At 72.3% G+C, this 25809-nt stretch carries 23 protein-coding genes; 15 read left to right on the top strand and 8 right to left on the bottom strand.

Annotated features, from left to right (window positions below; translation table 11 throughout):
* Positions 1-8: 8 nt before the first annotated feature.
* Entirely contained in the window at positions 9-1202 is a 1194-nt protein-coding gene (locus ACFYVL_RS34565; protein ID WP_389252065.1) for a serine hydrolase domain-containing protein, read from the bottom strand.
* A 334-nt stretch (positions 1203-1536) separates the two neighbouring features.
* Here ACFYVL_RS34565 and ACFYVL_RS34570 point away from each other — a divergent pair, with 334 nt between their 5' ends.
* Entirely contained in the window at positions 1537-1878 is a 342-nt protein-coding gene (locus ACFYVL_RS34570; protein ID WP_389252067.1) for a hypothetical protein, read from the top strand.
* Between the two features lie 115 nt (positions 1879-1993).
* Here ACFYVL_RS34570 and ACFYVL_RS34575 read toward each other — a convergent pair whose 3' ends face one another.
* Both ACFYVL_RS34575 and ACFYVL_RS34580 read right to left on the bottom strand, forming a co-directional pair.
* The gene (locus tag ACFYVL_RS34575) at positions 1994-4012 is read right to left on the bottom strand and encodes a fructose-specific PTS transporter subunit EIIC (RefSeq protein ID WP_389252069.1); all 2019 of its coding nucleotides are present in this window, start codon (positions 4010-4012) and stop codon (positions 1994-1996) included.
* Between the two features lie 247 nt (positions 4013-4259).
* A complete protein-coding gene (locus ACFYVL_RS34580; protein WP_389252071.1) occupies positions 4260-4919 on the bottom strand; it encodes a TetR/AcrR family transcriptional regulator in 660 nt (219 codons plus the stop codon).
* A gap of 117 nt (positions 4920-5036) precedes the next feature.
* Between ACFYVL_RS34580 and ACFYVL_RS34585 the strand changes: the two genes are divergently transcribed.
* From ACFYVL_RS34585 to ACFYVL_RS34595, 3 genes are read left to right on the top strand one after another with little or no spacing between them, the layout of a single operon-like run.
* Entirely contained in the window at positions 5037-6431 is a 1395-nt protein-coding gene (locus ACFYVL_RS34585) for an MFS transporter (RefSeq protein ID WP_389252073.1), read from the top strand.
* Positions 6428-7666, top strand: a complete 1239-nt coding sequence (locus tag ACFYVL_RS34590; protein ID WP_389252075.1) for an FAD-dependent monooxygenase — start codon at positions 6428-6430, stop codon at positions 7664-7666. Before ACFYVL_RS34585 ends, ACFYVL_RS34590 begins: the two co-directional genes overlap by 4 nt.
* Positions 7663-7860: a hypothetical protein gene (locus ACFYVL_RS34595; protein WP_389252077.1), complete on the top strand. Its 198-nt coding sequence runs from the start codon at positions 7663-7665 to the stop codon at positions 7858-7860. Before ACFYVL_RS34590 ends, ACFYVL_RS34595 begins: the two co-directional genes overlap by 4 nt.
* A 423-nt stretch (positions 7861-8283) precedes the next feature.
* Here the strand turns inward: ACFYVL_RS34595 and ACFYVL_RS34600 are convergent, their stop codons facing one another.
* Complete coding sequence (locus tag ACFYVL_RS34600) at positions 8284-8964, bottom strand: response regulator (RefSeq protein ID WP_389252079.1); 681 nt, start codon at positions 8962-8964, stop codon at positions 8284-8286.
* A 245-nt stretch (positions 8965-9209) separates the two neighbouring features.
* On the opposite strand from ACFYVL_RS34600, the gene ACFYVL_RS34605 reads away from it, so the two are divergent.
* The 3 genes from ACFYVL_RS34605 (at position 9210) to ACFYVL_RS34615 (ending at position 12899) form a co-directional block, all read left to right on the top strand.
* Positions 9210-10175 carry an ATP-binding cassette domain-containing protein gene (locus ACFYVL_RS34605; RefSeq protein WP_389252081.1) on the top strand — a complete coding sequence of 322 codons (966 nt, stop codon included), beginning with the start codon at positions 9210-9212 and terminating at the stop codon, positions 10173-10175.
* A complete protein-coding gene (locus ACFYVL_RS34610; RefSeq protein ID WP_389252083.1) occupies positions 10172-10960 on the top strand; it encodes an ABC transporter permease in 789 nt (262 codons plus the stop codon). The genes ACFYVL_RS34605 and ACFYVL_RS34610 overlap by 4 nt, the downstream gene beginning before the upstream one ends.
* A gap of 166 nt (positions 10961-11126) precedes the next feature.
* A complete protein-coding gene (locus ACFYVL_RS34615; protein ID WP_389252086.1) occupies positions 11127-12899 on the top strand; it encodes a sensor histidine kinase in 1773 nt (590 codons plus the stop codon).
* Positions 12900-12923: 24 nt separating this feature from the next.
* On the opposite strand, the gene ACFYVL_RS34620 is transcribed toward ACFYVL_RS34615, so the two are convergent.
* The gene (locus ACFYVL_RS34620; RefSeq protein ID WP_389252088.1) at positions 12924-13337 is read right to left on the bottom strand and encodes a MerR family transcriptional regulator; all 414 of its coding nucleotides are present in this window, start codon (positions 13335-13337) and stop codon (positions 12924-12926) included.
* Positions 13338-13427: 90 nt separating this feature from the next.
* Between ACFYVL_RS34620 and ACFYVL_RS34625 the strand changes: the two genes are divergently transcribed.
* The 3 genes from ACFYVL_RS34625 (at position 13428) to ACFYVL_RS34635 (ending at position 15907) form a co-directional block, all read left to right on the top strand.
* On the top strand, positions 13428-14345 hold the full coding sequence (locus ACFYVL_RS34625; RefSeq protein WP_389252090.1) for an LLM class flavin-dependent oxidoreductase: 918 nt from the start codon (positions 13428-13430) through the stop codon (positions 14343-14345).
* 165 nt (positions 14346-14510) lie between these two features.
* Positions 14511-14735 carry a hypothetical protein gene (locus tag ACFYVL_RS34630; protein WP_389252092.1) on the top strand — a complete coding sequence of 75 codons (225 nt, stop codon included), beginning with the start codon at positions 14511-14513 and terminating at the stop codon, positions 14733-14735.
* A 74-nt stretch (positions 14736-14809) separates the two neighbouring features.
* Positions 14810-15907, top strand: a complete 1098-nt coding sequence (locus ACFYVL_RS34635; protein WP_389252169.1) for a MerR family DNA-binding transcriptional regulator — start codon at positions 14810-14812, stop codon at positions 15905-15907.
* 39 nt (positions 15908-15946) lie between these two features.
* Here ACFYVL_RS34635 and ACFYVL_RS34640 read toward each other — a convergent pair whose 3' ends face one another.
* Positions 15947-17065, bottom strand: a complete 1119-nt coding sequence (locus ACFYVL_RS34640; RefSeq protein ID WP_389252094.1) for a substrate-binding domain-containing protein — start codon at positions 17063-17065, stop codon at positions 15947-15949.
* Between the two features lie 334 nt (positions 17066-17399).
* On the opposite strand from ACFYVL_RS34640, the gene ACFYVL_RS34645 reads away from it, so the two are divergent.
* Both ACFYVL_RS34645 and ACFYVL_RS34650 read left to right on the top strand, forming a co-directional pair.
* Positions 17400-19409, top strand: a complete 2010-nt coding sequence (locus tag ACFYVL_RS34645) for a PQQ-binding-like beta-propeller repeat protein (protein ID WP_389252096.1) — start codon at positions 17400-17402, stop codon at positions 19407-19409.
* Between the two features lie 55 nt (positions 19410-19464).
* Entirely contained in the window at positions 19465-20310 is an 846-nt protein-coding gene (locus ACFYVL_RS34650; RefSeq protein ID WP_389252098.1) for a heparin lyase I family protein, read from the top strand.
* A gap of 9 nt (positions 20311-20319) precedes the next feature.
* Here the strand turns inward: ACFYVL_RS34650 and ACFYVL_RS34655 are convergent, their stop codons facing one another.
* On the bottom strand, positions 20320-21489 hold the full coding sequence (locus ACFYVL_RS34655; RefSeq protein ID WP_389252100.1) for a glycosyltransferase: 1170 nt from the start codon (positions 21487-21489) through the stop codon (positions 20320-20322).
* Positions 21490-21863: 374 nt separating this feature from the next.
* Here ACFYVL_RS34655 and ACFYVL_RS34660 point away from each other — a divergent pair, with 374 nt between their 5' ends.
* Positions 21864-22211, top strand: coding sequence for a hypothetical protein (locus ACFYVL_RS34660; protein ID WP_389252102.1), 348 nt, complete (start codon positions 21864-21866; stop codon positions 22209-22211).
* 193 nt (positions 22212-22404) lie between these two features.
* Here ACFYVL_RS34660 and ACFYVL_RS34665 read toward each other — a convergent pair whose 3' ends face one another.
* Positions 22405-23274 carry an MBL fold metallo-hydrolase gene (locus ACFYVL_RS34665; RefSeq protein WP_389252104.1) on the bottom strand — a complete coding sequence of 290 codons (870 nt, stop codon included), beginning with the start codon at positions 23272-23274 and terminating at the stop codon, positions 22405-22407.
* 240 nt (positions 23275-23514) lie between these two features.
* Between ACFYVL_RS34665 and ACFYVL_RS34670 the strand changes: the two genes are divergently transcribed.
* Together ACFYVL_RS34670 and ACFYVL_RS34675 are read left to right on the top strand one after the other, a co-directional pair.
* Positions 23515-23958 carry a hypothetical protein gene (locus ACFYVL_RS34670; protein ID WP_389252106.1) on the top strand — a complete coding sequence of 148 codons (444 nt, stop codon included), beginning with the start codon at positions 23515-23517 and terminating at the stop codon, positions 23956-23958.
* A 6-nt stretch (positions 23959-23964) separates the two neighbouring features.
* The gene (locus ACFYVL_RS34675) at positions 23965-25791 is read left to right on the top strand and encodes an alpha/beta hydrolase (protein WP_389252108.1); all 1827 of its coding nucleotides are present in this window, start codon (positions 23965-23967) and stop codon (positions 25789-25791) included.
* Positions 25792-25809: the final 18 nt, after the last annotated feature.

Genomic DNA, 25809 nt, shown 5'->3' on the forward strand with positions numbered 1-25809 from the left:
GCCGCCGTTCAGGAGGCCGGGCAGAAGACGGACTCCAGGGCCCTGGACACATCGAGTCGCACGGTGTTCGGCTTCACCTTCAGGGTGAACGACAGCGCGAACTGGCGTCGCCCGTCGGCCGAGTAGAAGGTCATGGCGACGGAGCCGGGGGCCAGCCCGCCCGCGATGAAGAAGTCGTCGGCGCACCCGCCGCCGCTCCTGCCCGCGGCGCGCAGACCGTTCGGCGGCCGGTCGGTCAGGATGCGCTGGAGTTCCGGTGGCAGCAGCCTGCCCTGGGTGAAGGCCCGTTGGTAGGCGCTCACGTCGTGGGCCGTGGAGACCACCCCGCCCGCACCGCCCCCGGCGAGGCTGGCGTTGAACCGGTCCACGTCGCGCACCTGGCCGTGGGCGTCGGGGTAGTAGCCGTGGCCGTGCGGCCCCTTGACACCCTCCGGCGGCCTGACCCTGAGATAGGACTTGTCCATCCCGAGCGGCTCGAACAGCCGCGTGCGCAGCTCGGTGCCCAGGTCGTGGCCGGTCAGCCGCTCGACGACCAGGCCGAGGAGGGTGTAGTTGGTGTTGGAGTAGGCCCACTTCGCGCCCGGCTCCCCGGTCCGGGGCCGCTCACGGCTCCACTTCACCAGATCCAGCGGACGGTGGTGCGTCGTGAAGTCGAAGACGTCGAACGCGGGGTCGCCCTCGCTCCCGTCCGGGTTCGGCCGGCCGGCGTACCAGTCGGGAACGCCGGAGGTGTGCTGGATCAACTGCCGCACCGTCACCTCGTCGGCCCGGTCCACCAGGTCCCGCTCCACCACCACCGGCAGCAGGTCGGAGAGCTTGTCGTCCACGCCCAGCCTGCCCTCGTCGACCAGTTGCAGCACCACGGTGGCGACCATCTGCTTGGTCTGCGACCAGATGGGGAAGCGGGCGTCCGCCGGGATTCTCCCGCCCTTCCCGTCCAGCAGCCGGGAGCCCCCGCTGCCCTCCCCGAGGGACCGCCCGTCGACGTAGGCGCCGCCGACGACCCCCACGACCCCGGGAATCCCGGCCAGCTCCTCCATCGCCTTTTGCACGTCAGGCTTCCGCACCTCCTTGTGCGGTACCTCCCTGCCCACCCGTGCCGGGGCGGCGAGGGCGGCTCCGGCCTGAGCCATCATCAGCACGGCGACGCCTGCGGCCAGTCCGGCCCTCTTCAACGGCGTACGAACGTTTCCCAGTGGCACGACACACTCCCTTGCACTCACCTTCCGAAGCCGGGTCGGCGAGCCCCCGGCACGGACCGCCGCGGTCCGTGCCCCCATGCAAGGCGGGGGACTGTTGTGGTCGCGTATGCGCTTTTGGATACGCCCGCGATAGCACGCGGACTCGCTGCCGCAGGCGCACCCGGCCGACCGGCCCGTGCCGCCGCGACGCTGACAACCGCCGTGAAACGATCACCTGTTGATGTGGTGAGATCGCACGGGTGCATCCGGGTGAGATGTGCGGGAGGGCGAAACCGGGGGCGGCCCTCGTGCGGTCCTCCCTGCCAACACCCGCGCAACAGCTTGGGAGATGCTCATGACCGAGTGGCAGTTTTCCCCGATCCCGTCGGCGAACGGGTGGTCGGCCGCGGACCCCTACCGCTACCCCGGAGCCGACGCCGCCGTGAACGACCATCCGGCCGCGGCCCTGTACGACATGTTCGCGTGCGAGGACTACTACCTGCCCGCGCCGGACGCCGGCCGGCCCGGCCCCGCACCGCTGGAGCCCGCGGACCTCAGGCGGCTGGACCTGCACGCCGCCCTGACCGCCGCGGGCATCGCGCCCGCCCAGGGCGACCTGGCTGCCATCGACGCCCTGTGCACCCTGGACGACACCACGCTGGCCGCACTGCGCCGTTGGCTCACCTGCACGCTCTGAGCCGCGGGCCGCACCGCTCGGCCCGGGTACGGCGAGCGGTGCGGTGCGGCCCGGTACCGCGGCACCGGGCCCGGTCGGAGAGGCGGCACCGGTGGCCTGAATGGCTTGGGGCCGGTCAGTGGATTTCGGCCAGTACGGCGAGGACCGCGGGTTCGTCGTCGGCCGACCGCAGCCGTTCCCGGAAGCCGGCGTCCATCAGCCTGCGGGACAACAGCGCCAGGATCCGCAGGTGTTCGTCCCCCGCCGCGGCCTGCGGGACCGCGATCATGAAGATCAGGTGGGCCGCGGTGGCGTCCGGCGCGCCCCACTCGATGCCCGCGCCGGACCGGGCGAAGGCCACGGTCGGGCGGCTCACCGCGTCCGTCTTGGCGTGCGGGATCGCGATCGACTCGCCGAGCCCCGTCGTGCCTTGCTCCTCCCTGGCGAGGACGGCCCGTACGAGCGTGTCCACGTCCCGTACGCCGCCGTCGGCGGCCAGCAGCTGCGCCAGCTCGCGGATCGCCGCCTCCTTGGTGTTTGCTGCCAGTTCGGTCCGTACGGTCCGCCCGGTCACGTACCCGGACAGCACCTTCGCCGTCGGCTCCGGCGACGTGGGGACGGCCCGTGCGGCGGTGCCGCCGGAGGCTGCCGGGGCTCCCACTTCCGCGAGTACCGGCTCGGGGACGGCGGGCCCGGCGGCGACGGGGGCCGTGCCGTTCCTGCGGATTCTGAACTCGATGAGCGCGTTGGTGGCCAGGGCCGTCACGAGTACGCCGAGCGCCATGGCGACGAAGAACAGCGCCACATTGCCGATGGCACCGAAGAGCGCCACGATCGGACCGCCGTGCGGCACGGAGTTCTCCACCCCGGCGAGCCCGGCGACCGCACCGGCCACGGCGCCGCCGAGCATGTTCGCCGGGATGACCTGTGCGGGCCGCGCGGCGGCGAACGGGATCGCGCCCTCGGAGATGCCGAAGAAGCCCATGAACAGGGCGGCGATGCCGGTCTCCCGCTCCTGCCCGCTGTAGAGCTTGCGGCGCAGCACCGTGGCCAGGCCCTGGCCGAGCGGCATGACGGGGATGGCCGCGGCGGCCATGCCCATCACGTGGTTGTTGGTGCCGATGAGCCCGACGGCGACGAGGAAGGCGGTCTTGTTGACCGGCCCGCCCATGTCGAAGGCGACCATGAGGCCGATCAGGGCGCCGAGCACGATCGCGCTGGAGCCGGTCATCCCGTTCAGCCAGTCGGTCAGATGCGTGAACACCCAGGAGATCGGCTGCCCGAGCACATAGATGTACGCCAGGCCCAGGACCAGCGTGGAGACGATCGGGATCACGATGATCGGCATGACCGGCCGGACGAACGCGGGGACCTTGACCTTCTTGATCCACACGACCAGGTATCCGGCGAGGAAGCCGGTGGCGATGGCGCCCAGGAACCCCGCGTTCGCCTCCGCCCCGTAGATGCCGACGCCGTCGGCGGCCAGGAAACCGCCGATCATGCCCGGGACCAGCGCGGGCCGGTCGCCGAGGGCGTGGGCGATGTAGCCGGAGAAGACCGGCAGCATCAGCTTGAAGCCGAGACCGCCGAGGCTGTTGACGTAGAACCAGAACGACCCCTGGTCGAACTCGATGCCCTTGGGCGTGGTGTGCCCGCCGAGTGCGATGGAGAGGGCGAGCAGCAGACCGCCCACCACCACGAACGGGATCATGTGCGAGACGCCGTTCATCAGCGCCTTGTACGCCTGGCTGCGCTCCCGCCCTTCGCCGGCGCCAGCCGCGGCGGCTTCCCCCGCTTGCACCGGAGCGCTCGTCACCCGCGCGATCAGCTCCTCGGGACGGTGGATTCCGTCCGCGACGCCGCAGGACAGCACCGGCTTGCCGGCGAAGCGTTCGCGGTCGACCTCCTTGTCGGCGGCGATGATGACGCCGTCGGCCGCCGCGACATCGTTGTCGGACAGTACGTTCTCGGCCCCGATGGAGCCCTGCGTCTCCACCTTCATCCGTACGCCGAGCCGGTCGGCCGCCTGCTGGAGCCGCTCGGCGGCCATGTAGGTGTGCGCGATGCCCGCGGGGCACGCGGTGACGGCGACCACCTGTGCGGGCCTCCGCCCGCCGGTGTCCCCGTTCCCGGGCGGAACTGCCGGACTGGTCACTGGAATCTCCTCACGCCGTGGATGCTGCGGGGTCGCGCGCACGACCCGATTCACCCGCATCGTCCAACTCGGCGAGGAAGATCAACAGTCCGAAAGGCCCTGAACCGTTCCGCCGGAAGACCCGAACTTCCGACGGGGCGTCAGTGGGCCCCGACGTGTACGGCGGAGGGGCGGCCCCGGCGATGAGCCGCCGTCAGGAAGGGGGCCGGGGGCGTGCCTTCCCGGCCCGGACGGAGGAGGGCTGCCGCTACCGCGCTGCCGGGACGGTGCGGTAGGCGCGGAGGAAGGTCCGTACTCCCTCGACGACGAGGGGGCGGACCCGGGCGTCCTCCGCGGCGTTCGCGGAGCCGAACCTGTTGAGCGCGACGCCGAAGGTCAGCGCGAGGAACTGGTCGGCCGCGAGCCGCGCGTCAGGGACGTCGAGCAGTCCGGCCCCGGCGAGCGCGGCGAACCGCTCGGCGAGATCCTCCTCGGGGGTGTGGCTCATGGAGCGTTCGCTGCGGTCCGGCAGCCGGCCGGACTCGGTGCGGACCAGCCGTTGCAGCGTCGTGTACTCCGCCGAGTCGAGCATGTCGGTCGCGATGCGCAACGAGAAAGCGACCAGGGCGTCCTCCAGTTCCGCGGCCCCGGTGACGCCGGTGACGGTGTCGTCGAGGGTGCGCCGGATGGTGGTGATCAGCGACTGGTCGGCGGCGTCGACGACCGCCCGGAGCAGCGTCTGCTTGTCGCCGAAGTAGTCGTACACCGTCCGTTTGGACACCTCGGCCCGTGCGGCGACGGCGTCGACGCTGGACCGGTCGAAGCCGTCGGAGAGGAACAGGTCCCGGGCCGCGGCGAGGATGGCGGCCCTCTTCTGCGCGGACCCCTGGCGCAGGGGCTTGGTGGTCGGCGTCCTTGTGGTCGGCATGTGCTCACCCTAACGCGACTGCACTACACCGTGTAGTGTAATTCTGGTGGAGCGGCCGGCGAACCCGCCCGCCGCGTCCCGGGCGCGTCCCGCCCGGCAACGACGGAAAGGACGTCCATGACCACAACCCTGGCTTCCCCGGTGCGTCTTGGAAGGGGCGCCGTCGGCGCTCTCGGCATGCTCGCAGTGACCACCGGGGCCCTGGAGTCGGTGGTGACACCGACACTTCCGCTGTTACAACGGGAGTTGTCCCTGAGCCCCGCGCAAGGGGCGGTGCTCAGCGTCGCGATGCTCATCACCGGCGCGCTGGTCACGCCCGTGGCGGGCAGCCTCGGCGACCGCTACGGCGGCAAGCGGGTGCTGCTGCGGCTGATGGCGGTGGTCTCGGCCGGCGGCCTGGTCTCCTCGCTGGCGCCGAACCTGCCGGTGCTGCTGCTCGGCCAAGTACTGCAGGGCGCCATGGTGGGCGCGATGCCGCTCTCGTTCATCCTGGTGCGCAAATACCTCCCGGCGGGCGAGTCCCAGGTGGCGATCGGCACGGTCAGCGGCCTGTTCGTGGGCGGCGGCATGCTCGGCACGCTCATCGCCGGACCCCTCGCCGAAGGTCTTTCCCGGCACTGGATGTTCGTGATACCGACGCTCGCGATCGTCGGGGCGACCCTGTGCGTCCACGGGCTGATGCCGGACGACCCGCCCGCCCGGTCCGACGCCGGGATCGACCGGCCCGGCCTGGCGCTCCTGAGCGGTGTGCTGCTGACGCTCATGCTCGTGCTCTCCAAGGCCGCCGAACTGGCCGCCCGGCCCCTCCTGCTCGGCGCCCTCGTCGCGCTGCTGGCCCTCCTGGTGGCCGGATGGATCCGGGTGGAACGGCGGTCGCCCTCACCGATGGTCGATCTGCGCGTGGCGGCGAAGCCCGCGGTGTGGGGCTCGTACGTCCTCACCTTCGCCGTGTGCGCGGGCACTTCGGTGTCGATGTACCTGATTCCCCAGTTGCTCGCCGTGTCCGCCGACGGATACGGCTTCGGGGCCGGCCCCACCGACATCGGCCGGTACCTGCTGCCCGGTGCCGTCCTTGCCGCGGTCAGCGGGCCGCTCGGCGGAGCCGCCGCGCGTCGCTTCGGGGCGCGCGCCGTGGTCACGACCGCGATCGTCACCATGGCGGCCACCCTGGCCGCCCTGGCGTTCCTGCACGGCGAGATCTGGCACCTCGTCACCGGCAAGGCGCTGATCGCCCTGGCCAGCGGCGTCTGCGTCACCGCGATGGTCGTCAGGACCGCCACCTCCGTCGACCAGGGGGACACCGGCACCGCCACCGGACTGGTGCTGGTGACCCGCGTCATCGGGTTCGCCGCGGGCGCGCAGATCAGCGGCGCCTTCCTCACCGCCGGAAGCCGCCCGGGAGGGGGAGCCCCGGCCGAATCGGCCTTCGTCACCGGCTTCGCCGTCGCCGGAGTCTGCACGGCGCTCTCCCTGCTCGCCGTCCGCACCATCAGCAAAGGAGCCGGAAAATGACCCATGCCGAACAGCCGACGCACACCCGCGCCACAGCGAGGCGCAAGGTCCTCATATCGGGGGCCGGCGTCACGGGCCCCGCCCTGGCGTTCTGGCTCAACCGCCACGGACACGCGGTCACGGTGGTGGAGAAGGCGGCCACGTTACGCAGCGGCGGATACCCCGTCGACGTACGCGGCACCGCGCTGGAGGTCGTCCGGCGGATGGGCGTCCTGCCACGACTCCGGCAGGCCCACATCGACTCGCGCCGCTTCACCTTCCTCGACCCCGACGGCGGCACGCTGGCCTCGGTCACCCCGGAAGCCGTCGCGGGCAGCGTCGCGGGACAGGACATCGAGCTACGGCGCGGAGATCTGACCGACACCCTCCACGCGGCGGTCCGCGACGACGTGGAGTTCCTGTTCAACGACTCCATCGACACCCTCGACCAGTCCGGCCACGGGGTCGACGTCACCTTCAGGTCGGGCGGCAGCCGTACGTTCGACCTGGTCATCGGCGCGGACGGTCTGCACTCGCACACCCGGGAAACCGTGTTCGGCCCCGAGGAACAGTTCCACCGGTACCTCGGCTACTCCTACGCCGTGTTCACGATGCGCAACACCCTCGGCCTCTCCCACGAGGTCGTGCTGTGGAACACCCCCGGCCGGGCCGCGGCCCTCTACGCCGTGGAGGACAGCGACGAGGTGCACGCCCTCCTGACCCTCGCCCGGCCCGAACCGCCCCTGGATCTGCGCGCGTTCCGCGATCCGCACGCCCAGCGGAACCTGTTCGCCCGAGCCTTCGCCGACGCGGGATGGGAGGTCCCCGGCATGATCGCGGCCCTGCACGACGCGGACGACCTCTTCGGCGACGTGGCGAGCCAGATCCGGATGCCCCGCTGGTCCCGCGGCAGGGTCGCGCTGGTGGGCGACGCCGCGTACGCGCCCTCGTTCCTCACCGGCCAGGGCACCAGCCTCGCACTGGTCGGCGCGTACCTGCTCGCCGGATCCCTGGCCGGGCGGGACACCGCCACGGGATTCGCCGCCTACGAACAGCACGCCCGCGCGTTCGTGACCGCGAACCAGGACCGGATCGGCGTGGGCGACGCCAGACTCTTCCCGACCACCGCCGAGGCCCTGGAACGGCGCAACGACATGCTGCGCGCCCTGGCCGCCGGGCCCGCCCCGGCGGGCCGCCCCGCCCACTCGGCCCTCACCCTGCCGGACTTCGGCCCGGCCTCCGCGCCCGGGAGATGACGGCGGGGAGCGGACGGCGTACCCGCACCCGATGCGCCCACCGGCCCGGACTGGCCGAAGCGGCCTGCTCCGCCCGCGCGATCACACGGGAGCAGGCGGACGGCTGGATCGCCGAGCAGCGCGCGCGGGCCGAATCCGACCGGCTCTTCCTGGCGGTGCCGATGTTCGTGGCCGCGGCGACCGCACCACGATGAGCCTGCGGCCTCCCGGCGTGCCGTGGCGACGGGCGATGCCTGATCAGAACCGGCCAAAGCTCAGGCCACGGCTTCCGCTGGCGTCCGCGGCTTCCTAGGCTGGACCATGAAGTCGGGCCACCGCCCGCACACACCGGCTCCCAGCCCCGAGCCTTGAAGACTCGCGATGACCAGCTGGAGCCGCACCCACAGAGAAGGCGGCTTCAGCCGTGGCCCTCATTGCGGGCACGAGGCACCTCCCGCTGCCCCGGCCCGCTCACGAGGGTTTGCGCGAGGCAAATCCAGGGGGAGGGCCTCGCGCCCCGGCCGCCGCCGCAGCGAACCCGGTGGCGGCCGGACCCCCTGAACACCCCGCCTCGTCCCGCCGCACCAAGGCCGCGCCCGAGCGCGAGACGGTGGTGCCGGCCCCCGCAGGGGGGCTGGTCAGCGCGCGGACGGCGGGACGAGACCGGCCTCGTACGCGCAGATGGCCGCCTCGACCCGGTTGCGGGCATCCAACTTCGCCAGTACCGCGCTGACATGGGCCTTCACCGTGCCCTCGACGAGGTGCAGGCGGCTTCCGATCTCCGCGTTGGACAGCCCGGCCCCGACCCCGGCCAGCACCTCGCGCTCGCGTTCCGTGAGCCTGTCCAGCGAGCGGTGCGGGTGCGCCGCCCGGTGCGCGCGCAGCCCGGCGATGACCCGGGCGGCGACCCGCGGGGACAGGTAGGCCCCGCCCGCCCCCACCGCGTGCACCCCGTTGAGGAGTTCCCGCGGGTCGTCCGCCTTCAGCAGGAAGCCGTCGGCGCCCTCTTCCAGGGCGCGGGTGACGTACTCGTCCTGGCCGAAGGTCGTCAGCATGATCACGCCGACTGCCGTCGGTTCCCGGTGCAGCCGTGCCGCTGCCGCCAGCCCGTCCAGGCCCGGCATCTGGATGTCCAGCAGGACCACGTCCGGCCGGTGCCTGCGGGTGAGGGCCACGGCCTCGTGCCCGTCGCCCGCCTCGGCGACCACCTCGATGCCCGGGTCCCGGGCGAGGATGGCCCGTACCCCGGCCCTGACCATCGCCTCGTCGTCGGCCACCAGGACCCGGATCGGCCTGCTGCCCGGTGTTGTCTCGTCCACCCGGCGAGCCTACGGCCGGCGCACGGCTGTCGGAGCGTCGCCCTCCGCGGACCGGCCCGCAGGAGGGGGCCACCCCTGACGAAGGTCAGGACGCCCCTGCCGATCGACCGATGGGCCCGGCCGCCGCCGACTCCTAGCGTCGCTCCCGTACAGCGAACGCGGGGGCCGCCCGGATGCGTCGCCCCGTCGCACGCCGACGGCGACCGCCGCGCTCCGCGTTCCCACGACCGGCACCGAGGAGCCCTGTGATCACCCTGAGGGAACTGACCAAGCGCTACGGCGAGACCGTCGCCGTCGACGCGCTGACACTGGACGTCAAGGGCGGCCAAGTGACCGGCTTCCTGGGGCCCAACGGGGCCGGGAAGTCGACCACGGTGCGCATGATCCTCGGCCTGGACCGCCCTTCCGGGGGCGAGGCACTCATCGACGGCAGGCCGTACTCCTCGATGCGCCACCCGCTCCGCGAGGTCGGCGCGCTGCTCGACGCGAAGGCACTGCACCCGGCGCGCTCCGCACGCTCCCACCTGGTGGCGCAGGCGCGCAGCAACGGCATTCCGCTGCGCCGGGTCGACGAGGTGCTGGAGACGGTCGGCCTGGCCAAGGTGGCGCGGCGTCCCGCGGGCGCGTTCTCGCTCGGCATGTACCAGCGGCTGGGGGTGGCGGGCGCGCTGCTCGGCGACCCGCGGGTACTCGTCTTCGACGAGCCGGTCAACGGCCTGGACCCCGACGGTGTCCGCTGGGTACGCGAACTGGTGCGGTCCCTCGCCGCCGAGGGGCGCACGGTCTTCCTGTCGAGCCACCTGATGAGCGAAATGCAGCTGACCGCAGACCAGTTGGTCGTCATCGGGCGGGGAAAGCTCCTCGCCGACACCCCGATGGCCGATCTGCTCGCCCGCAGCTCGCTGTCGTCGGTGCGGGTGCGCACCCCGGACACGGCCGGCCTGCGCAAGCTGATCGACCACCTCCGGAAGGACGGTGCCCGGCAGGTGGAGTCGCCCGCGGCGGACGAGGCCGTCGTGAAGGGCCGCAGCGTCGAGCAGGTGGGCGACCTGGCGCACCGGTTGGGGCTGCGGCTGCACGAACTGAGCGCCGTATCGGCGTCGTTGGAGCAGGCCTACATGGAACTGACCGCACCAAGCGTGGAGTACGGGACGGGCGCCCCCGCCTTCGACGGCACGGGCGCAGGGGAGACACAGGGGGTACGGGCATGAGCATCGCGACGACCCGCGCACGCGGCACATCCGGCGGTGCCGGTGGCGGACTCCCCGGCGCGTTCGCGGCGGAGTGGACCAAGCTGTGGACCGTCCGCACACCGTACGTCTGCCTGCTGGCAGGCCTGATCGTGACGGCGGTCTTCGCCTTCTACTACGGGTCGATCGCCCGCATCAACGACAAGCCACTCCAGCCGGTCGGCAACGCCTCCGTGTCGTCGGTCGTCCTCACCCAGTTCGTCCTGGTGGTGCTGGCGATGACGACGGTGACGAGCGAGTACGCGACGAGCAGCGTGCGCACCTCGCTGTTGTGGGTGCCGGTCAGGTCCCGCATCCAGCTGGCCAAGGCACTGCTGGGCGCGCTGGTGGGCTTCGTCGCGGGAGCGGGCTGGGCGGCGCTGGGCATGGCCGTGGCCTGGGGCCCCTTCCGGGGGCACGCCGACTTCGACCTGTCGAAAGCGGTGTACCAGACCCTCGCCATGGGGGTCTACTGCGCGCTGGTCTGCGTGCTGACAGTGGGGGTGTCGTTCGCCCTGCGGTCGGCGGCGGGCACCGTGGCCGCGGTCTTCTTCGTGGTCTCGGCCCTGCCCAGCATGCTGGTCGGTCTCGGCGGCCCGGTGCTGCTGGCCGTCAACCAGTACCTGCCGCAGACCGTGGGCGGCTATTTCATGCTGGGCGACGGCGAAGCACCCTTCCCGGACGCGGTGAGCCTGCTGATCCTGGTGGGGTGGGCCGTGGGTGCGCATGTGGCGGGCCTGCTGGTGCTGCGGCGACGGGACGCGTGAGCGGGGGCCGGCCCGGTCCCCTCGGCGGGGCCCGCCCCGGCAGGTTCGCCAGGCGCGCGGCCCCCTCGGCCGGATGTCCGGGCCACTCCCACAGAATTGACCGGACACGGCGGGCACATCCAGCGCCCGCCCGGCACGCAACCACCGGAAGGACGGCCGACGCACCATGCCGCACCCGCGCATACCCCCGGCAGCCAGGTCCGTGCGCGGCAACCCGGCACTGCCGGGTACGGGCGTGACCCTGCGGGGTGCCGACCTGGCCCTGTGGGGTGTGCTCGCCGCCGCCACCGGCTTCGGGTACCGGGACGCGGGCCGGGCCTCCCCGGTGGCGGACCTGCTCCTTCCGCTGGCTGTGCTGGCGGTGGCCGTGCCGTTGTCCCGCCGCCGGCCGGGGACGGCCGTCGTACTCGTCAACGGGCTGTGCGCGCTGGGCCTGGCCGACGCCGCGACCCCCGGCAACGCCCAGGTCCTGTCGCTGGCCGTCCTGAGCTGCCTGTTCGGAGCCCGGGTCGCCGGGGCACGGCGCCCGCTCCTGGTGCTCGCCGGATGCGCGGTGTCCGACCTCGCGATGTGCGCGGTGCTTCGGGTGCAGCCCGTGTGGTGGTACTACGCGCTGACCGTGCTGCCCGCGGCCCTGCTGCTGCCCTGGCTGGCGGGCAGGCACTGGCGCGGCCGACGGGCACTCGTACGGGAGGGCTGGCGGCTGGCCCGGACCCTGGAGGAGCGTCAGCACCTGGTCGCCGAGCAGGCGCGGCTGACCGAACGCGCCGACATCGCGGCCGACATGCACGACTCCCTCGGGCACGCCCTGAGCCTGGTCGCCCTGCGCGCCGGGGCCCTGGAACTCTCGCCCGACCTCACCGACCGCGACCGCGCCGACGTCGCCGAACTGCGCGGCACGATCGCGGACGCGGTGGAGCAGCTGCGGGAGACCATCGCCGTCCTGCACGACGCGCCGCCCGGCACGGACACGGGTGCGGGCCTGCCCGTCAACGACACCGTCGAGGACCTGCTGCGACGCGCGGTCGCCTCCGGGGTGCCGGTCCGCTGGGAGCGGCGCGGCACGGCACTCCCACTGTCCTCCTTGGTCGAGCGCGGAACGTACCGAGTGGTGCAGGAGGCCCTCACCAACGCGGTGAAGCACGCACCGGACTGCGCGATCGGAGTACGGATCACCCACGAGCCCGGCCGTACGCGGGTCAGCGTCGTGAACGCCGCCCCGACGGCCCTGCGACCGGGGGACCCGGGCGGGGCCCCGGCGCCCGGGTCCGGCGGCCGGGGGCTGACGGGACTGCGGGAGCGGGTCACGGTACTCGGCGGCTCACTGCGGACCGGTCCCGACGACGAGGGCGGGTTCCGGGTCACCGCCGTACTCCCGCACCAGCCCACCGGCCGCCCCGGGGCACCGGGACCGGCCGCTGCCCCGCGACCGGGAGCAGACGAAACCCGGGGACCCGTCTGGCCGCTGAAGACCGAGCCCCACCCGGATCCGCACTCGGGTACGCCCCCGGAACCGCGCCCGCATCCGCGCACGCCCCCGGGCACCGTCGTCCCGGAGTCCGCCCGGCGGCTCGCCTCCGTACGGAGCGACGCACGGCGCCGGTCCGCCCTCGCCTTCGTGGCCCCGGTGGTCGCGGCCGTCTTCGTCGTACCGTCCGCCCTCTTCCTGACCTGGCAGCTGACGACGAGCGTGCTGCCGCCGGCCCGGTTCGAGGAGCTGACCCTCGGCGGGCAGCGCGCCGACCTCGCCCCGCTGTTGCCGCCCCGCGCGTACCCCTATCCGTCCGGGAGCGCCCGTTCCGCACCCCGGCCGCCCGGTGCGACGTGCGAGTTCTACCGGTCCGGCCGCGACCTGTTCGAGGAGGTCGACCTCTACCGGCTCTGCTGGTCGGGCAGCACGCTGCGTTCGAAGGAGACCGTGCCCGCCGGCCGCCGCTGAGCGCGCCCGGCAGCGTTTGACCCGTCACCGGGGCTCCGCCGCGGGAAGCGTGACCTGGGCGCGGAACCCCTCGCAGCGATCGAGCGCCCCGTCGCGCGGGCAGTCGAGCAGGCCGCGCAAGTAGCGGCGTGCGGTGTCCAGTTGCGCCAGCCGGTCCTCGATGACGGCGATCCGTGCGGTGACCGTCTCGCGCCAGTCGTCGGCGGGCGTCCGCGTCGCCACCCCGGAGAGCGCGCCGGCGATCTCGTCGAGGGACAGCTGTCCGGTGACCCGCCACAGCCGGATCAGGGCGATCCGGTAGAGCTGGTCGGCGTCGTAGTAGCGCCGGCCGGAGCGCCGGTGCGGTGTGAGCAGGCCACGGCGTTCCCAGTAGTGCAGGGTCGAGACGGGCAGTTCGAAGTGGTCGGCGACGCACCGGATCGAAACCAGATCGTCCATCGGACCAGTTGAACTCAACCCGGGTTGAGCGGGCAAGGTCGATCTCACCCCGCTCCCAGGGGGCCCACAAGGGAAAGGACCGACATTCCCGTGAACCTCGGTGTCTGCCTTCCGACCTTCGCCGAACCCGGTGACGAGAAACTCGGCGACATCCCGGCGCTGGCCCGGCACGCCGAACAGGTCGGGCTGGACGCGGTGTGGGCGGGCGACCGCCTCTGTGCACGTACCCCGTTCCTGGACAGCGTGGTCGCGCTGAGCGCCGCCGCCGCGGTCACCACGCGCGTGCGGATCGGCTTCGGAGTCATGCTGCTGGCGCTGCGGCAGCAGGCGTGGGCGGCCCGGCAGCTGTCGTCCCTGCAGCAACTGTCCGGCAACCGCGTCGTCCTGGGAGTCGGCGCGGGCGTGCACCCGCAGGACTGGCCGGTCGGCGGAGTTCCCTTCGCCGGGCGGGGCAGCCGGACCGAGGCGATACTGCGGGCGTTGCCCGAACTGTTCGCGGGGCGGCCGACGAGCTTGCTGACCGTCCCGGGCGAGCCGGTGATGACGCTCGAAAGCCCCGTCCCCGCACCGCCTCTCTGGGTGGGCGGCATGTCGGACCGTGCGCTGCGGCGCGCCGTCGAGCACGGCGCCGGCTGGCTGGCCTCGCTGCTCGACCCCGTACAACTTGGGCTGCGGGTGGCCGGTTTGGAGGCGGCGGCGGCCGAGGCGGGCACCCGGACGCCCGAGGTCGGCACCACGGTGTTCGCCGCGCTGAGCACCGATGCCGGGGAGAGCCGCCGGGGTCACCAGCGGCTCGTACGGTATCTGCGCGCGCTGACCGGTGACGATGGACCGGACGTGCGGCAGACGGCCCGCCTGGTCGTCAGCGGACCGCCCGAGAAGCTGGCCGAGCGGCTCGACCAGTACGTCCGGGCGGGCGCCCGCACCTTCGTCGTCAACCTGTCCGGCGACGACCTGCGCCGACAGTACGAACTCCTCGCGCGCACCCGCCAACTCCTGCTCGGCTGAACGTCCGGAGCCGCGCGACGCCCACCCACCCGATCACCGCCGGACTCACGGCGCGACCGGCTGTCCTCCCTGTCCGCGAGGTGTTCGAGCAGGCCGCCGAGCGTGACGGTGGACGCGCCGACCGTCGCTCGCGTTCCGGTGGCGGCCGGGGGTTACCGTGGAGGCATGTTCAAATCACGCAAAGTCCGTGAAGCGGACGTCTGGGACGGCGTTGTTGTCGACAAGTCGCGCGGGATGACCGACGGCTCCAGCCTGTACCACTACGTCGAGGTACGACTCCAGGACGGTACGGCGCAGAAGTTCCGGATCGACGAAGCCCTGTGGAATTCGCTGAACACCGGCGACCGCCTCGTGAAGGAAGCGGGGGCCAAGGCTCCGGTCAAGGGCTGAGCGGATTCCCGGGGGCTGTTGACCCTCACGCGGCGTCAGGCCGCACAGTGGGAGCCGTGGAGGATCACTGGACCGTGGGGCGCGTGGCCAAGCTGGCCGGAGTGAGCGTCCGCACGCTGCATCACTACGACCAGATCGGACTCGTCCGGCCGTCGGCCCGGACCGCGGGCGGCTACCGGGCCTATGCGGCGGCCGACGTGGAGCGGCTGCGGGAGGTGCTGGTCTACCGGCGGCTGGGCTTCGGGCTGCGCGAGGTCGCGGAACTGGTCGGCGACCCGACCACCGACACGGTCGCGCACCTGCACCGGTTGCGCGGCCTGCTGCTGGAGCGGCGCGACCGCGTCGACGCCATGGTGACGGCCATCGACAGGGAACTCACCGCACGGGGGAAGGGACTGCGGGTGACACCGGAGGAACAACTCGAAATGCTCGGAGCGCGGCTGTACGACGAGATCGGCGGCGCCTACACCGCGACCCGGCGCACCGATCCACGGATCGCCGCCCGGATCTGGGGAGCGCTAGGCGACGCCAGGACCGTACTCAACGTCGGGGCCGGAACCGGCTCCTACGAGCCCGCCGACCGCGAGGTGACCGCGGTGGAGCCGTCCGAGGTCATGCGGGGGCAGCGGCCGGCCGGCGCCGCGCCGTGCGTGGCCGCCGCCGCGGAGAGCCTGCCGTTCGAGGACGGGTCCTTCGACGTCGCGATGGCCGTCTCCACCGTCCACCACTGGCACGACCCGATCGCGGGCCTGGGCGAGATGCGGCGGGTGGCCCGCCGCGTCGTGGTGCTCACCTTCGACACCGACGAGCCCGACTGGCAGGACCGGTTCTGGCTCACCCGTGACTACCTGCCCGAGTTCGCCGCAGTCCTCGCGGATTTCCCCTCGCTGGCCGCGATGGCCGACGCGATCGGTGCCCGCAGCGAGTCGGTGCCCGTCCCCTGGGACTGTGCCGACGGCCTGTTCGAGGCGTACTGGCGCCGCCCGCAGGCGTACCTGGCGGAACACGTACGCCGTGCGATGTCGGTGTGGACGAGGGTGGGGCCCGAGGCCGAGGAGCGCGCGGTGCACGCCCTCGGCGACGACCTCGCCTCCGGCCGCTGGGCCGCCCGCAACGGCGGCCTCGCCGGTCTCGAAGCGGCGGACCTCGGCCTTCGCCTGCTGGTGGCGTGATCCCGGTCGTCGGTGCCGCGGCCGGAGCCGGTCCCCGGGTCAGCGGCCTGCCGGATCAGGTGCGGGGGCCGTGCCCCCGCAGGACGCGCGCACGACCAGCGTGGGCCACAACTGGACCCGGTGCACCGGGCGTTCGACCGGATCGGCGGCCCGCGCCAGGGCCATCTCGGCGGCCAGGGCGCCGAGCCGGTGCTTCTGCGGGCGGACCGCGGTCAGGGGAGGGTCGGCGGCCGCGGCCACCTCGTCGTCGTAGGTGATGACGGCGAGGTCGCCGGGGACGGTGAGGCCGTGTTCGTGGGCCCGTTCCACCAGGCCGACGGCTTCGCTGTCGGAGTGCACGAACAGGGCCGTGGCGCCCGCCTCGCGACAACTGCGCAGGGTCGCGTCGTAGGCGTCCGCCCAGCCGGAGGACCCGTACGGCGGTACGTCGTGGGCGAGTCCCTCGTGGCAGGGCAGGCCGAGCGAGGTGACGGTCTCCTGCCAGCCCTCCCGCAGGGCCTTGGTGGTGGGGCTGAACCGTGCGGTGACGAAGGCGACGGTGCGGTGCCCGAGGGTGACCAGATGGCGTACGGCCAGCCCGGCGCCGAGGCTGTGCGCGGTGGTCGCGGCGTCCAGGGGCAGGGTGGGCAGGGCCGGTGGCGGCAGCCGCTCCACCAGGACGACGGGGACCGGCAGCGTGCCGAGCCAGCGCAACAGGTCCTGGCCCGCCTCACCGGTGTTGGTGGGGGCGACGAGCAGCGTGCGTACCCCCCGGTCGAGAAGTCCCGTCACCTGTCGCCGGTCCTCGGCCGCGTCATAGGCGGAGGCGCGCAGCACCAGCCGCCCGCCCGCGGCGGCGACCGCCGACTGGGCGCCCTGGATGACGGCCGGCCAGTAGTACTCGACGGTGGGCACGACCATGCCGACGAAGGCCTGGTCGGCCACCCGGCCGTGGGCGAAGGCCCCCCGGGCGGGCCGCTCGTCGGCCGCCGAACCGCGGTAGGGGAGAGTGACCCCGCCGTGGACGCGCCGTACCAGTCCGCGGTCGGCCAGGATCGTGACGTCCCGGCGCACCGTCACGGGGGTCACGCCCAGCCGCTCGACCAGGTCCGCCAGCCGTACGGTGCCGCGCTGCCGCACGCTGGCCAGAATGAACTCTTGCCGCTCCGATGCCAGCACTCCGGCGTCTCCTTCCCTTCGCTGTGATCGATGGATATCGGTCTGCTTCTGTTGTGTCCGTTCAGTTGTATCCCAGGTGGTCACTGTGCGGGAGACCCCTGCCGGACCGAACTGCTCGGGACACGAAGGGCCGTGAGGCAGGGGGGCGAGGTGCGGGCGGGATCCTTCCCGGCTCCGTTCCGGCTTTGCTTTCCTATCGATTCTGATCGATTCACTTCCTTGCGGTTGACCGAAAATCGCGCCAGGGGCTGAAGTGTGCGGACGCCTTCGTGCCCGAACGCCTTCGGGCACGAAGTTCTGCGGACCCATGCGGGACTCAGCCCACAGGAGTGCCATGAACAGTCAACATCCCGGCCGAAGGAACGTCCTGAAGGCCGGCGGTCTGGCGGGCCTCGCCGCCGTCGGCCTGTCCGCGGGCCCGGCCGGCGCGGCGCCCGCGCCCGGAACCGACGGCCCGCGCGTCGTCGACCTCGGCCCGGCCGTGAGCCAGTTCTCGCTGATGAGCGGGGTCCTGGTCGGCGACACCGTGTACATCGGATCCCGCAACATCGAGCCCGTCCAGATCATCGCCGTCCATCTGCCGACCAAGAAGGTGGTGGCCCGCACCGAACTGACCAACGGCCACTCCGTCCAGGCACTCGCCGCCGACGACAGCGGCCGGTACCTGTACGCGGGAATCCTCCAGAAGACGTCCGGCGACCGGCCGAACCTCTTCCGCTGGGACCTCACGGCTCCCGACAGGCCGGCCGAACCCCTGGGCCACATCGCCGACCGCGACGTACGCGCCCTGTCCGTGGCACCCGACGGTGTCCTCTACGCGGTCGGCGGCGGCAGCAGCACCGCCCCCGCCCTGTGGGAGTACGACCCCGCGACCGGCGTCGTCCGCAACGCGGGCATCCCGGACCCCCGGGTCACCCTCGCGCGGGCCGTCGCGGCCAGCCGTACGCACGCCTTCTTCGGCGCGGGCACCACCTTCAACGGCGGCGGCGACACCAGCAGAGCCGCTCTCTACGCCTACGACCGTTCCGCCAGGACCTTCACGTCCATCACGCCCAAGGAAATGCTGAACGATCCGAGCATCCGCGACCTCGCGGTGTTCGGCGACCGGCTCGCGGTGAGCTCCGCGGGCTCCACGGAGGACGCGAAGATCGCCCTCCTGGACCTGAACGCCCCGTCCTCCTACCGGGTCGCGACTTCGATCGGAAAGGTCGCCAAGTCGTTCGCGCAGATCGGCGACACCGTCTACTGCGCCAACGAATCCGGTCTGCTCGCCTACCGCCCGTCCGGCAACACGATCACCCCCGTCCCGCACGACGGCCCCGAACTCGGCGAGATCTGGGGCGTGGACAGCCACGCGGGCGCCCTCGTCGTCACCTCCGCCCACGGCTTCGTGGCCCGGATCGACCCGGCCGGAAAAGCCGCGGACATCACCGACCTCCACAGGGCCGGCGCGCCCAGGGCCGCGCAGACGGCCATGGGGATCGCGGCCGGCGGCGGCCACGTCTACGTCGGCGGCAACGCCACGATCGCCCGCCACACGCCCGGCCGGAACCAGGTCGTCAACCTCCGGGCACCCGGCGAGGCCAAGGACTGCGTCGTCGTCGACCGCGTCCTGTACACCGGCCAGTACAACTCCCAGGGCATCTGGCGGCACGACCCCCGCACCGGCGGCACCGGCCGGGCGTGCTCCTTCCCCGCCGAGCAGAACCGCCCGCTGGACGTCACCCGCGACCACGACAACGGACTCGTGCTCGTCGGAGTGCAGTGCGACACCGAGGGCGGTGGCGCCCTGTGGACGTACGACCCGAGGACCGGCAGGTCGCGGCACTTCCGCGACCCGATCGACGCGTCCCAGTGCGTGCGCGGCGTCGCGAGCCGGGACGGCGTCGCCTTCCTCGGCGGTGACAACACCACGGCCACCGGCCCGCGCGCCACGGTCGTCGCGTTCGACCCGGTGGCGGGCAGGGAACTGTGGCGGATCGACCCGCGGCAGACGGCCGGCACCGCCGCCCTCGTCGTACGCGGACGCCACCTGTACGGACTGTCCCGCAAGGGCGGCCTGTTCGTCGTCGACATCCCGCGACGCACCCTGATCCACCGCGCGGACATCACCCCGGTCAGCAACGGATTCGCCGCCCTGGTCACCAACCGAGGCGTCGTCTACGGGGCGTCCAGCACCACCGTCTTCCGCTTCCACCCCCGGACCTTCGCCCCCTCCGTCGTCGTACCCGCCGTCAACGGCAGCTGGTACAGCGACGCGCACCTCGCCAACGACGAACACGGCCACCTCTACACGCTGCGCGGCCGCAACCTCGTCCGGATCACCGACCGCCCCCGCTACTGAACCGGGCACCCCCACCCCTCCCTCTCCCCACCCCCCCACACATCAGGGAGTTCACATGAAGAAGGCACACAAGAGGCTCTGCATCGCCGTCTGCCTGGCCGCGGTCGCGGGCAGCGGATACGCCGCGACCGCCTCCGCGACACCGGACGCCGCGCAGCGCGGGGGAGCCGCCGGGCTGCTCGACGTCACCTACGAGTCCGGCACCCTCGACTCCGGCATCCCCGGGCTGACCACCACCCACGCCAAGGCCCCCGACGCCTCCCGGGTCGAGAACGGCGGCGACGGCAGCTCCCACGCGGTCTCGCACAAGGTGACCCTGAACGACCCGGACTACGTCTCCGACGGCGCACCGCGCAGCGAGAGCGCGAACAACGCGCTGCGACCCTCGCTCATCCACGTGGGCGACGAGCACCGCTACGAGTTCAGCGTCATGCTCAAGGACTGGGAGACCGGCAGGGGAAGCGCCGGGGACATCATCTTCCAGGGCAAGCACGCGGGCGGGAACAAGCCGTCCTTCTACCTGATGGCGAAGCGCAACGAGATCGCGTTCCGCTCCCCGCTCCTGAACCTCCAGGCACCGGTGGTCGAGGACTTCCGCGACTTGGTCAACAAGTGGATACGGTTCCGCATCGACGTCCGCTGGGCCGAGCAGAAGACCGGCTACTACAGGATCTCCGTACAGCTGCCGGGGGAGGGGGACTTCACGCTGAAGAAGACGTACACCGGCGTGAACACCTTCCACCCCGAGAACCCCACCACCTTCGGCTACCTCAAGTGGGGCCTGTACCGCCCGGCCTCCTCGACCGCGGCGGGCGACCCCGTCACACGGGAGGTCCGGCACGACAACATCCGCGTCGTCGACCTGCGCGGCTCCCGAACCGCCCCGGTGCCCCGGAGCTGACCGGGGGCCTCACGGCGTGCGGGAGCGTGCCGAACTCCACAGCTCCACGAGATCGACCGCCGGCAGCCGGGCCAGTTCGTGCCGGGCCGCGGTCATGGCCTCGCGAGGACGCGGAGCGTCGAGCACGGCCCGTACGGCGTCGGCGATCTCGGGGCGCGACGCCCTGACGTCCAGGGCGCGCCCGAGGCCCAGGCGGGCGAACGCGTCCGCGTTGTCGGGCTGGTCGGCGAGGATGCCCAGCGCCAGGACCGGGGTCGCCCCCTGCACCGCGTCCAGGAGCGAGGCCCGGCCCCCGTGCGTCACAAACAGGCCGGCCCGGCGCAGCAGCGCCGGCTGCCCGACGTGCTCGACGACCCGGGCGTCGGGGTGCGAGCGCCGCACGCGTTCCGCCAGGGCACCCGCCGACACGACCGTCTCGCAGTCGAAGTCCTGGAGAGCGGCCAGGATGTCCCCGTACAGGGCCTTGACCGTGCCGCGCAGGCCGGGCATCGCGGTGGTCAGGGTGCCGAGGCTCACATAGACCAGCGGACGCGCGGACGGGGAGCGGTCCTCGGGCGACGGGACGGCAGGCGCACGGTGCTCCGCGACCGTGCGCCGCACCGCGCGCAGCGGGTGCGCGGTGCTCCCGTAGAACCAGGGGACCGGCGCGGGGGTGATCAGCGGGGGCAGGACGGGGAGGCCGTCCTGCTCGTACTGCTTGTAGAGGGGGAGCAGGGCGGGTGCGACGTCGGTGTCCCAGAGGTGCAGGAGCACCGGACCGAGGCCGTTGTCCGCGGCGACCAGCGGCAGGCCCAGGACGCGGGCGGCCAGGTGCGCGCCGAGGTCGCTGCACTCCGCGACGACCAGATCGGGCCGCCGCCGTGTCCAGTTGGCGAGGAGGTGTGCGGCCTTCTGCCCGGCGCGTCCGGGCAGGAGGTCGCCGAAGACGTACCGGTTGAACGACGCGTTGCCGGACTCCGCCCACAGCGCGCTCGCGGTCCGCTGGACGACGGGGTCGCAGGTCCAGCTCGTGCCGGCTCTGTGGAACTCCACCCCGCGCCGCAGAGCCGCGCGGCGGAACATGAGGGGGCCGTGGAGCGAGACCCGGTGCCCCTGCTCCAGGGCCGGGCGGATGACGTAGTCCAGTGCGGAGACGTGCGAGGGGATCGGTTCGGCGGTGAGCGCTATCTGCAGGGCCACAGGTGTTCCAGGCCTTTCGAGGGTGCGGGAGGGGCCGGTACGAGGACGGCCGTCCGGACTGCGGCAGCCGGGGCGGGACGAGTCTGCGCAACAGCCCGTCCCGGACGCCACGCGCGCCGGGAAGCACGGGACGCTGGAATGCGGGCACCACCCCTGATCTGCGAAGACAGGTGCGGCCTGGAATGCCGGGGTGGAACGCCCGGGAGCCGTCGGCGGCGGGTGTTCCGCCCGGGACCGCCCGGTCGCGGCTGGCGGCCGGGTCGGTACCGAGGTTCGGTGGGTCGGTACCGCGGTTCAGTGGGTCAGTACCGCGGTTCGGCGGCACCGGTCGTCACACTGGTCGCGACAGCCGCCCGACCCCCAGGAGCAGCCCCATGCCCCAGCCGGATTCAGTGGCAGGACCGAACGACGCGGAGACCTTCCCGGCGGTGTGCGGCTACACGCACCTGTTCCCCGGGGCGCGTTGCCGCCTCCAGGGACTGGCCGACCCCCTCGCCTTCGTCGCCGGGCCGTGGCCGATCGCCGTGGACCTGCACTTCTCCGACGGGATGGTGGCGGACGCCGTACTGACCACCGACGACCCGCCCGGCGCTTCGCTGCGCGTACCCGCGTACACCACGGGCGCCGGGAACCGGATGAGCGAGAGCGTCTGGCGGATCCGGGAGTTCAGCGGCGCGGGGGACGAGGTGGAACTGCGGCTCGGACAGCGCGCCACGGCCTGAGACGAAGCGCGCCACGGCGGGCGGGCCGCAACGGCCGCCCACCGGGGCACAGTTGGCAGGCGCAGCCGCTCACCGGGGTGCGGCGGGCAGGAATCGCCGCTCAGCAGTGCGCGCTTGACAGAGGAAGCCGCTCACCGGGGTGCAGCGAGCAGGAATAGCCCCTGAGCGGCGCACAGTTGGCAGGGACCGCCGCTCACCACCGCACCGCGGTGAAGTCGATCGGCTGCGGTCGCATCAGCCGGGCGCGCTCCGTCAGCGCGCCCAGCCGCCGGGACATCTCGTCGGCGGGCAGCCTGCGGCGGTCGCCGTGGCCCGGCAGGACCCATTCGAACCGGATCCGTCCCGCCGTCCTGGCCAGTGAGGCTGCCAGCTCCTCGATGGAGTACCAGACCACGCTCTGCGTGACCTCCAGGTCACCGGTGCCGCGCGACCAGTAGAAGCTGTCGCCGCTGAAGCAGTACCGGTCGTCCGCGAGGTAGAGCACGCTGCCCGGGGTGTGGCCGGGCAGCGGGTGGGCGGTGACCCCCTCGCCGATCTCGCACGGATCGACGCCCCGGATCACCCGGTCCGCGTCGGGCGCCGCGTCGAGGTCGCCCTCGTGGATCCACAGCCGGGCGCCGAAGTGGTCCGCGTAGCGGCGGCCGTGGGCGGCGTGGTCGCGATGGGTGAGCAGTACGTCGGTGACCCGGCCCAGCGCCGCGTAGCGTTCGGCGAGGCCGCGGTTCCAGCGCGGTGTGTCGATCATCATGACCGTGCGGGAGGGCCGCAGCAGCAGGTACGAGTTGGCGCCCGCGGTCTGCTGCGAGTTGTGGCCGCACAGCAGTACGCCGCTGTCGAGGGCCATGGGGAACGGGTCGAGCCGCTCGTCGAGCCGGCCGGCGCCGGGGCGGACGGAACGGGTGGGACAGGCGAAGGCCGCCGCGTGCAGGCGCCGCGTCTCCGCTTCGTCGTCCGGCAGGCGCAGGATCCTGGACTTCCCGTCGGATTCGCCGATCAGACCGGGTGCGAGCTGTCGCGCGACATCGCAGTTGAAGCAACGGTCGTCCACGTACCAGTCGTCCACGGAAGGGTCTCCTCGCTGGGGGAACGGCCCCGATCGGGGCCGCCCTTCAGGGATACGCGTCCACCGCCGGAACCGGTAGGCCCCGCCGATCTTGTACTTCCGGGCCCCGTGCCATCTGCCCGGCCCGGCCCCTTGCGAGCCGTACCGGAGGACGCCGTATCGTACGGGGCGATCATCGCAACGTTGCGTTAGCACACGCATGTGGTCCGGTGGTGCGGCGCGAAGAACGGGGAGGTACGCATGGCATGGGAGGAGTGGGAGCAGCTCAAGGCGGCGACAGCCGAGCAGCACACCACGCAAATGCAACTGAACCAGGTGGACCCCGGCGTAGGGGGCAACACCGGCACTCTGGTGGCGAACAAGGCGGCCTGGGCCAAGGCGGGACAGGACGTCGGCTCGCTGCGCGAGGGCATAGGCCAGGCGCTCGGGAAGCTCTCCGACGGCCAGAACGGGCTGGGGGCCGACGCCGGCTGCGAGACCGCGGCGGCCCAGAAGGAGGTCCACACGTCCTGGGAGCGCTACGTCAAGAGCGTGAACAAGCGCTGCGAGAGCCTCGCGGGCCTGCTGACGAAGGTCGGCAACGACCAGGTGCGGACCGACCAGGAGGTCAGGACCGAGATAGGCAAGCTGAAGGTGGACTACGACGACACGCCCGCGGTCGGCGGAGACGGCAAGGGGCGGTAGCACCTCATGGATCTCGCAACGCTCAAGGCCGTGGAACCCACCGAGTTCACGGAGGCGGCCAAGGGATACCGCAGCACCTCGGACATGGCGAGTGCCGCCCACGACCGCGTCACCGATCAGATTGCCGTGGCCATGCGGAAGTCGCTCAAGGGCGAGGCCGCGACGGAGGCGATCGGCCAGCTGACGGAACTGGGAAAGAACTTCCACTACGTGCAGACCGAGTGCGGGCTCGTCGCCTCGGCGCTGGTCGCGTTCTCCTACGAGCTGGAAGCGGCCAAGAAGAAGCTGGAAGGGGCCCTGGCGGACGCGAAGGCCGGCGGCCTCACGGTGAACGCGGACGGCTCGGTCAGTTATCCCGCCGCCGGGGAGCAGGACAAGGACGGCAAGCTGCCGGAGGGCGGCCAGGCGGGCTCCCTGGAGTCCGACGCGGCCTCCGCCATCCTGCGCCAGTCGGCCAACGTCAACCCCAACCCCAAGGCCCGTCTCGCCCAGGACTGCGCGGACCGGATCGCGGCGGCCCTGAAGGAGGCGACCGAGGCCGACACGAAGTGGGCGCCGAAGCTGCGCGCGCTGAAGGCGGACGACGACCTGACCGTCAGTGACCGGGACTGGGCGGACGTCTCGGCGGACACCCGGGGCGTGGAGACGGCGGGCAAGGAGTACCTCAACTCGCTGCCCCAGCCGCCCGAGAAGGGCGACGCGAAGGCCAACGCGGAGTGGTGGAAGGGCCTGGACGTCGACCAGCAGGCGGCGTGGCTGTCGATGCGGGCGGACTCGGTGGGCAACCTGGACGGGCTGCCGTCCACGGTCCGCGACGAGGCGAACCGCATGGTGCTCGCCGAGGCCCGGGGCACCGCGCAGGTCGAGTACGACGCGTGGCTGAAGAAGAACCCGGAGCCCACCCGGCAGACGGACTACATCAACCCGATGACCGGCACCATCATGAGGGGCGTCAAGGTCGACAGCGTGGCGTGGAAGAAGTGGGAGGAGGACCGGAAGAACGCCCACAAGTCCATCGACGGAATGGACGCCATCCAGAAGCGCTTCGACCAGACAGGTACGAAAGGACTGCCCGAGGCGTATCTGCTGGGTTTCAGCACCAAGGACGACGGCCGCGCGATCATCGCCAACGGAAACCCGGACACCGCCGACCACCAGGCGGTCTACGTGCCGGGCACGACGGCGGAACTCGGGTCGATCGAGGGCGACATCAACCGTTCGGTCAATGTGTGGAACTCGGCGGACGCCAAAGCGGGCGGAAAATCCGTATCCACCATTACCTGGCTCGGATACGACGCACCTGATTCCGTCGTCAAGGACGCCCCTTTCGAGCACTACGCGTACGACGGCGCACCGGCGTTCAACAAATTCCTGGACGGCCTGGAGACGTCACACACCGGCGACGCGGCTCCGCACCGTACGGTGATCGCCCATTCGTACGGCACGACCCTGGTCGGCGCTGCGGCGGAGACGGGGAACCTCAACACCGACGACGTCGTTTTCGCGGGCAGCCCCGGTGTCAAGGTGGGACATGCCGACGAGATGGACGTTCCCAAGGGGCATGTGTGGAACCAGGAGGCCGAGGGGGACATCGTGCCGGACGTCGGCCGCTACGGACACGGCGGGGACGGTCTCAATTTCAGAATTCCCAGCGACGAACAGTTCGGCGCCAACCAGATGACCACGGACACCGAGGGCCACAGCGGCTATTGGGACGAGGGTTCCACGAGTCTGCAGAATCAGGCCCTGGTCGTCGCGGGAAGAGGTGATGAAGTGGAATTGAAGCCGCCGCCCGACCCGTTGGCGAGCGAAGAAGTACGGCGCGCGAAATAGGAGAGCTCAGACGTGAAG

Origin of the sequence: Streptomyces sp. NPDC004111 (genome assembly GCF_042874215.1) — a bacterium.
In the GTDB taxonomy this organism is placed as follows: domain Bacteria; phylum Actinomycetota; class Actinomycetes; order Streptomycetales; family Streptomycetaceae; genus Streptomyces.

Coding starts and splice junctions, on each gene's coding strand:
- ACFYVL_RS34585 (WP_389252073.1), top strand. CDS start 5,037: ATGACCACAACCCTGGCTTCCCCGGTGCGTCTTGGAAGGGGCGCCGTC.
- ACFYVL_RS34650 (WP_389252098.1), top strand. CDS start 19,465: ATGAAGAAGGCACACAAGAGGCTCTGCATCGCCGTCTGCCTGGCCGCG.
- ACFYVL_RS34660 (WP_389252102.1), top strand. CDS start 21,864: ATGCCCCAGCCGGATTCAGTGGCAGGACCGAACGACGCGGAGACCTTC.
- ACFYVL_RS34590 (WP_389252075.1), top strand. CDS start 6,428: ATGACCCATGCCGAACAGCCGACGCACACCCGCGCCACAGCGAGGCGC.
- ACFYVL_RS34610 (WP_389252083.1), top strand. CDS start 10,172: ATGAGCATCGCGACGACCCGCGCACGCGGCACATCCGGCGGTGCCGGT.
- ACFYVL_RS34570 (WP_389252067.1), top strand. CDS start 1,537: ATGACCGAGTGGCAGTTTTCCCCGATCCCGTCGGCGAACGGGTGGTCG.
- ACFYVL_RS34595 (WP_389252077.1), top strand. CDS start 7,663: ATGACGGCGGGGAGCGGACGGCGTACCCGCACCCGATGCGCCCACCGG.
- ACFYVL_RS34580 (WP_389252071.1), bottom strand. CDS start 4,919: ATGCCGACCACAAGGACGCCGACCACCAAGCCCCTGCGCCAGGGGTCC.
- ACFYVL_RS34670 (WP_389252106.1), top strand. CDS start 23,515: ATGGCATGGGAGGAGTGGGAGCAGCTCAAGGCGGCGACAGCCGAGCAG.
- ACFYVL_RS34675 (WP_389252108.1), top strand. CDS start 23,965: ATGGATCTCGCAACGCTCAAGGCCGTGGAACCCACCGAGTTCACGGAG.
- ACFYVL_RS34620 (WP_389252088.1), bottom strand. CDS start 13,337: ATGGACGATCTGGTTTCGATCCGGTGCGTCGCCGACCACTTCGAACTG.
- ACFYVL_RS34615 (WP_389252086.1), top strand. CDS start 11,127: ATGCCGCACCCGCGCATACCCCCGGCAGCCAGGTCCGTGCGCGGCAAC.
- ACFYVL_RS34630 (WP_389252092.1), top strand. CDS start 14,511: ATGTTCAAATCACGCAAAGTCCGTGAAGCGGACGTCTGGGACGGCGTT.
- ACFYVL_RS34645 (WP_389252096.1), top strand. CDS start 17,400: ATGAACAGTCAACATCCCGGCCGAAGGAACGTCCTGAAGGCCGGCGGT.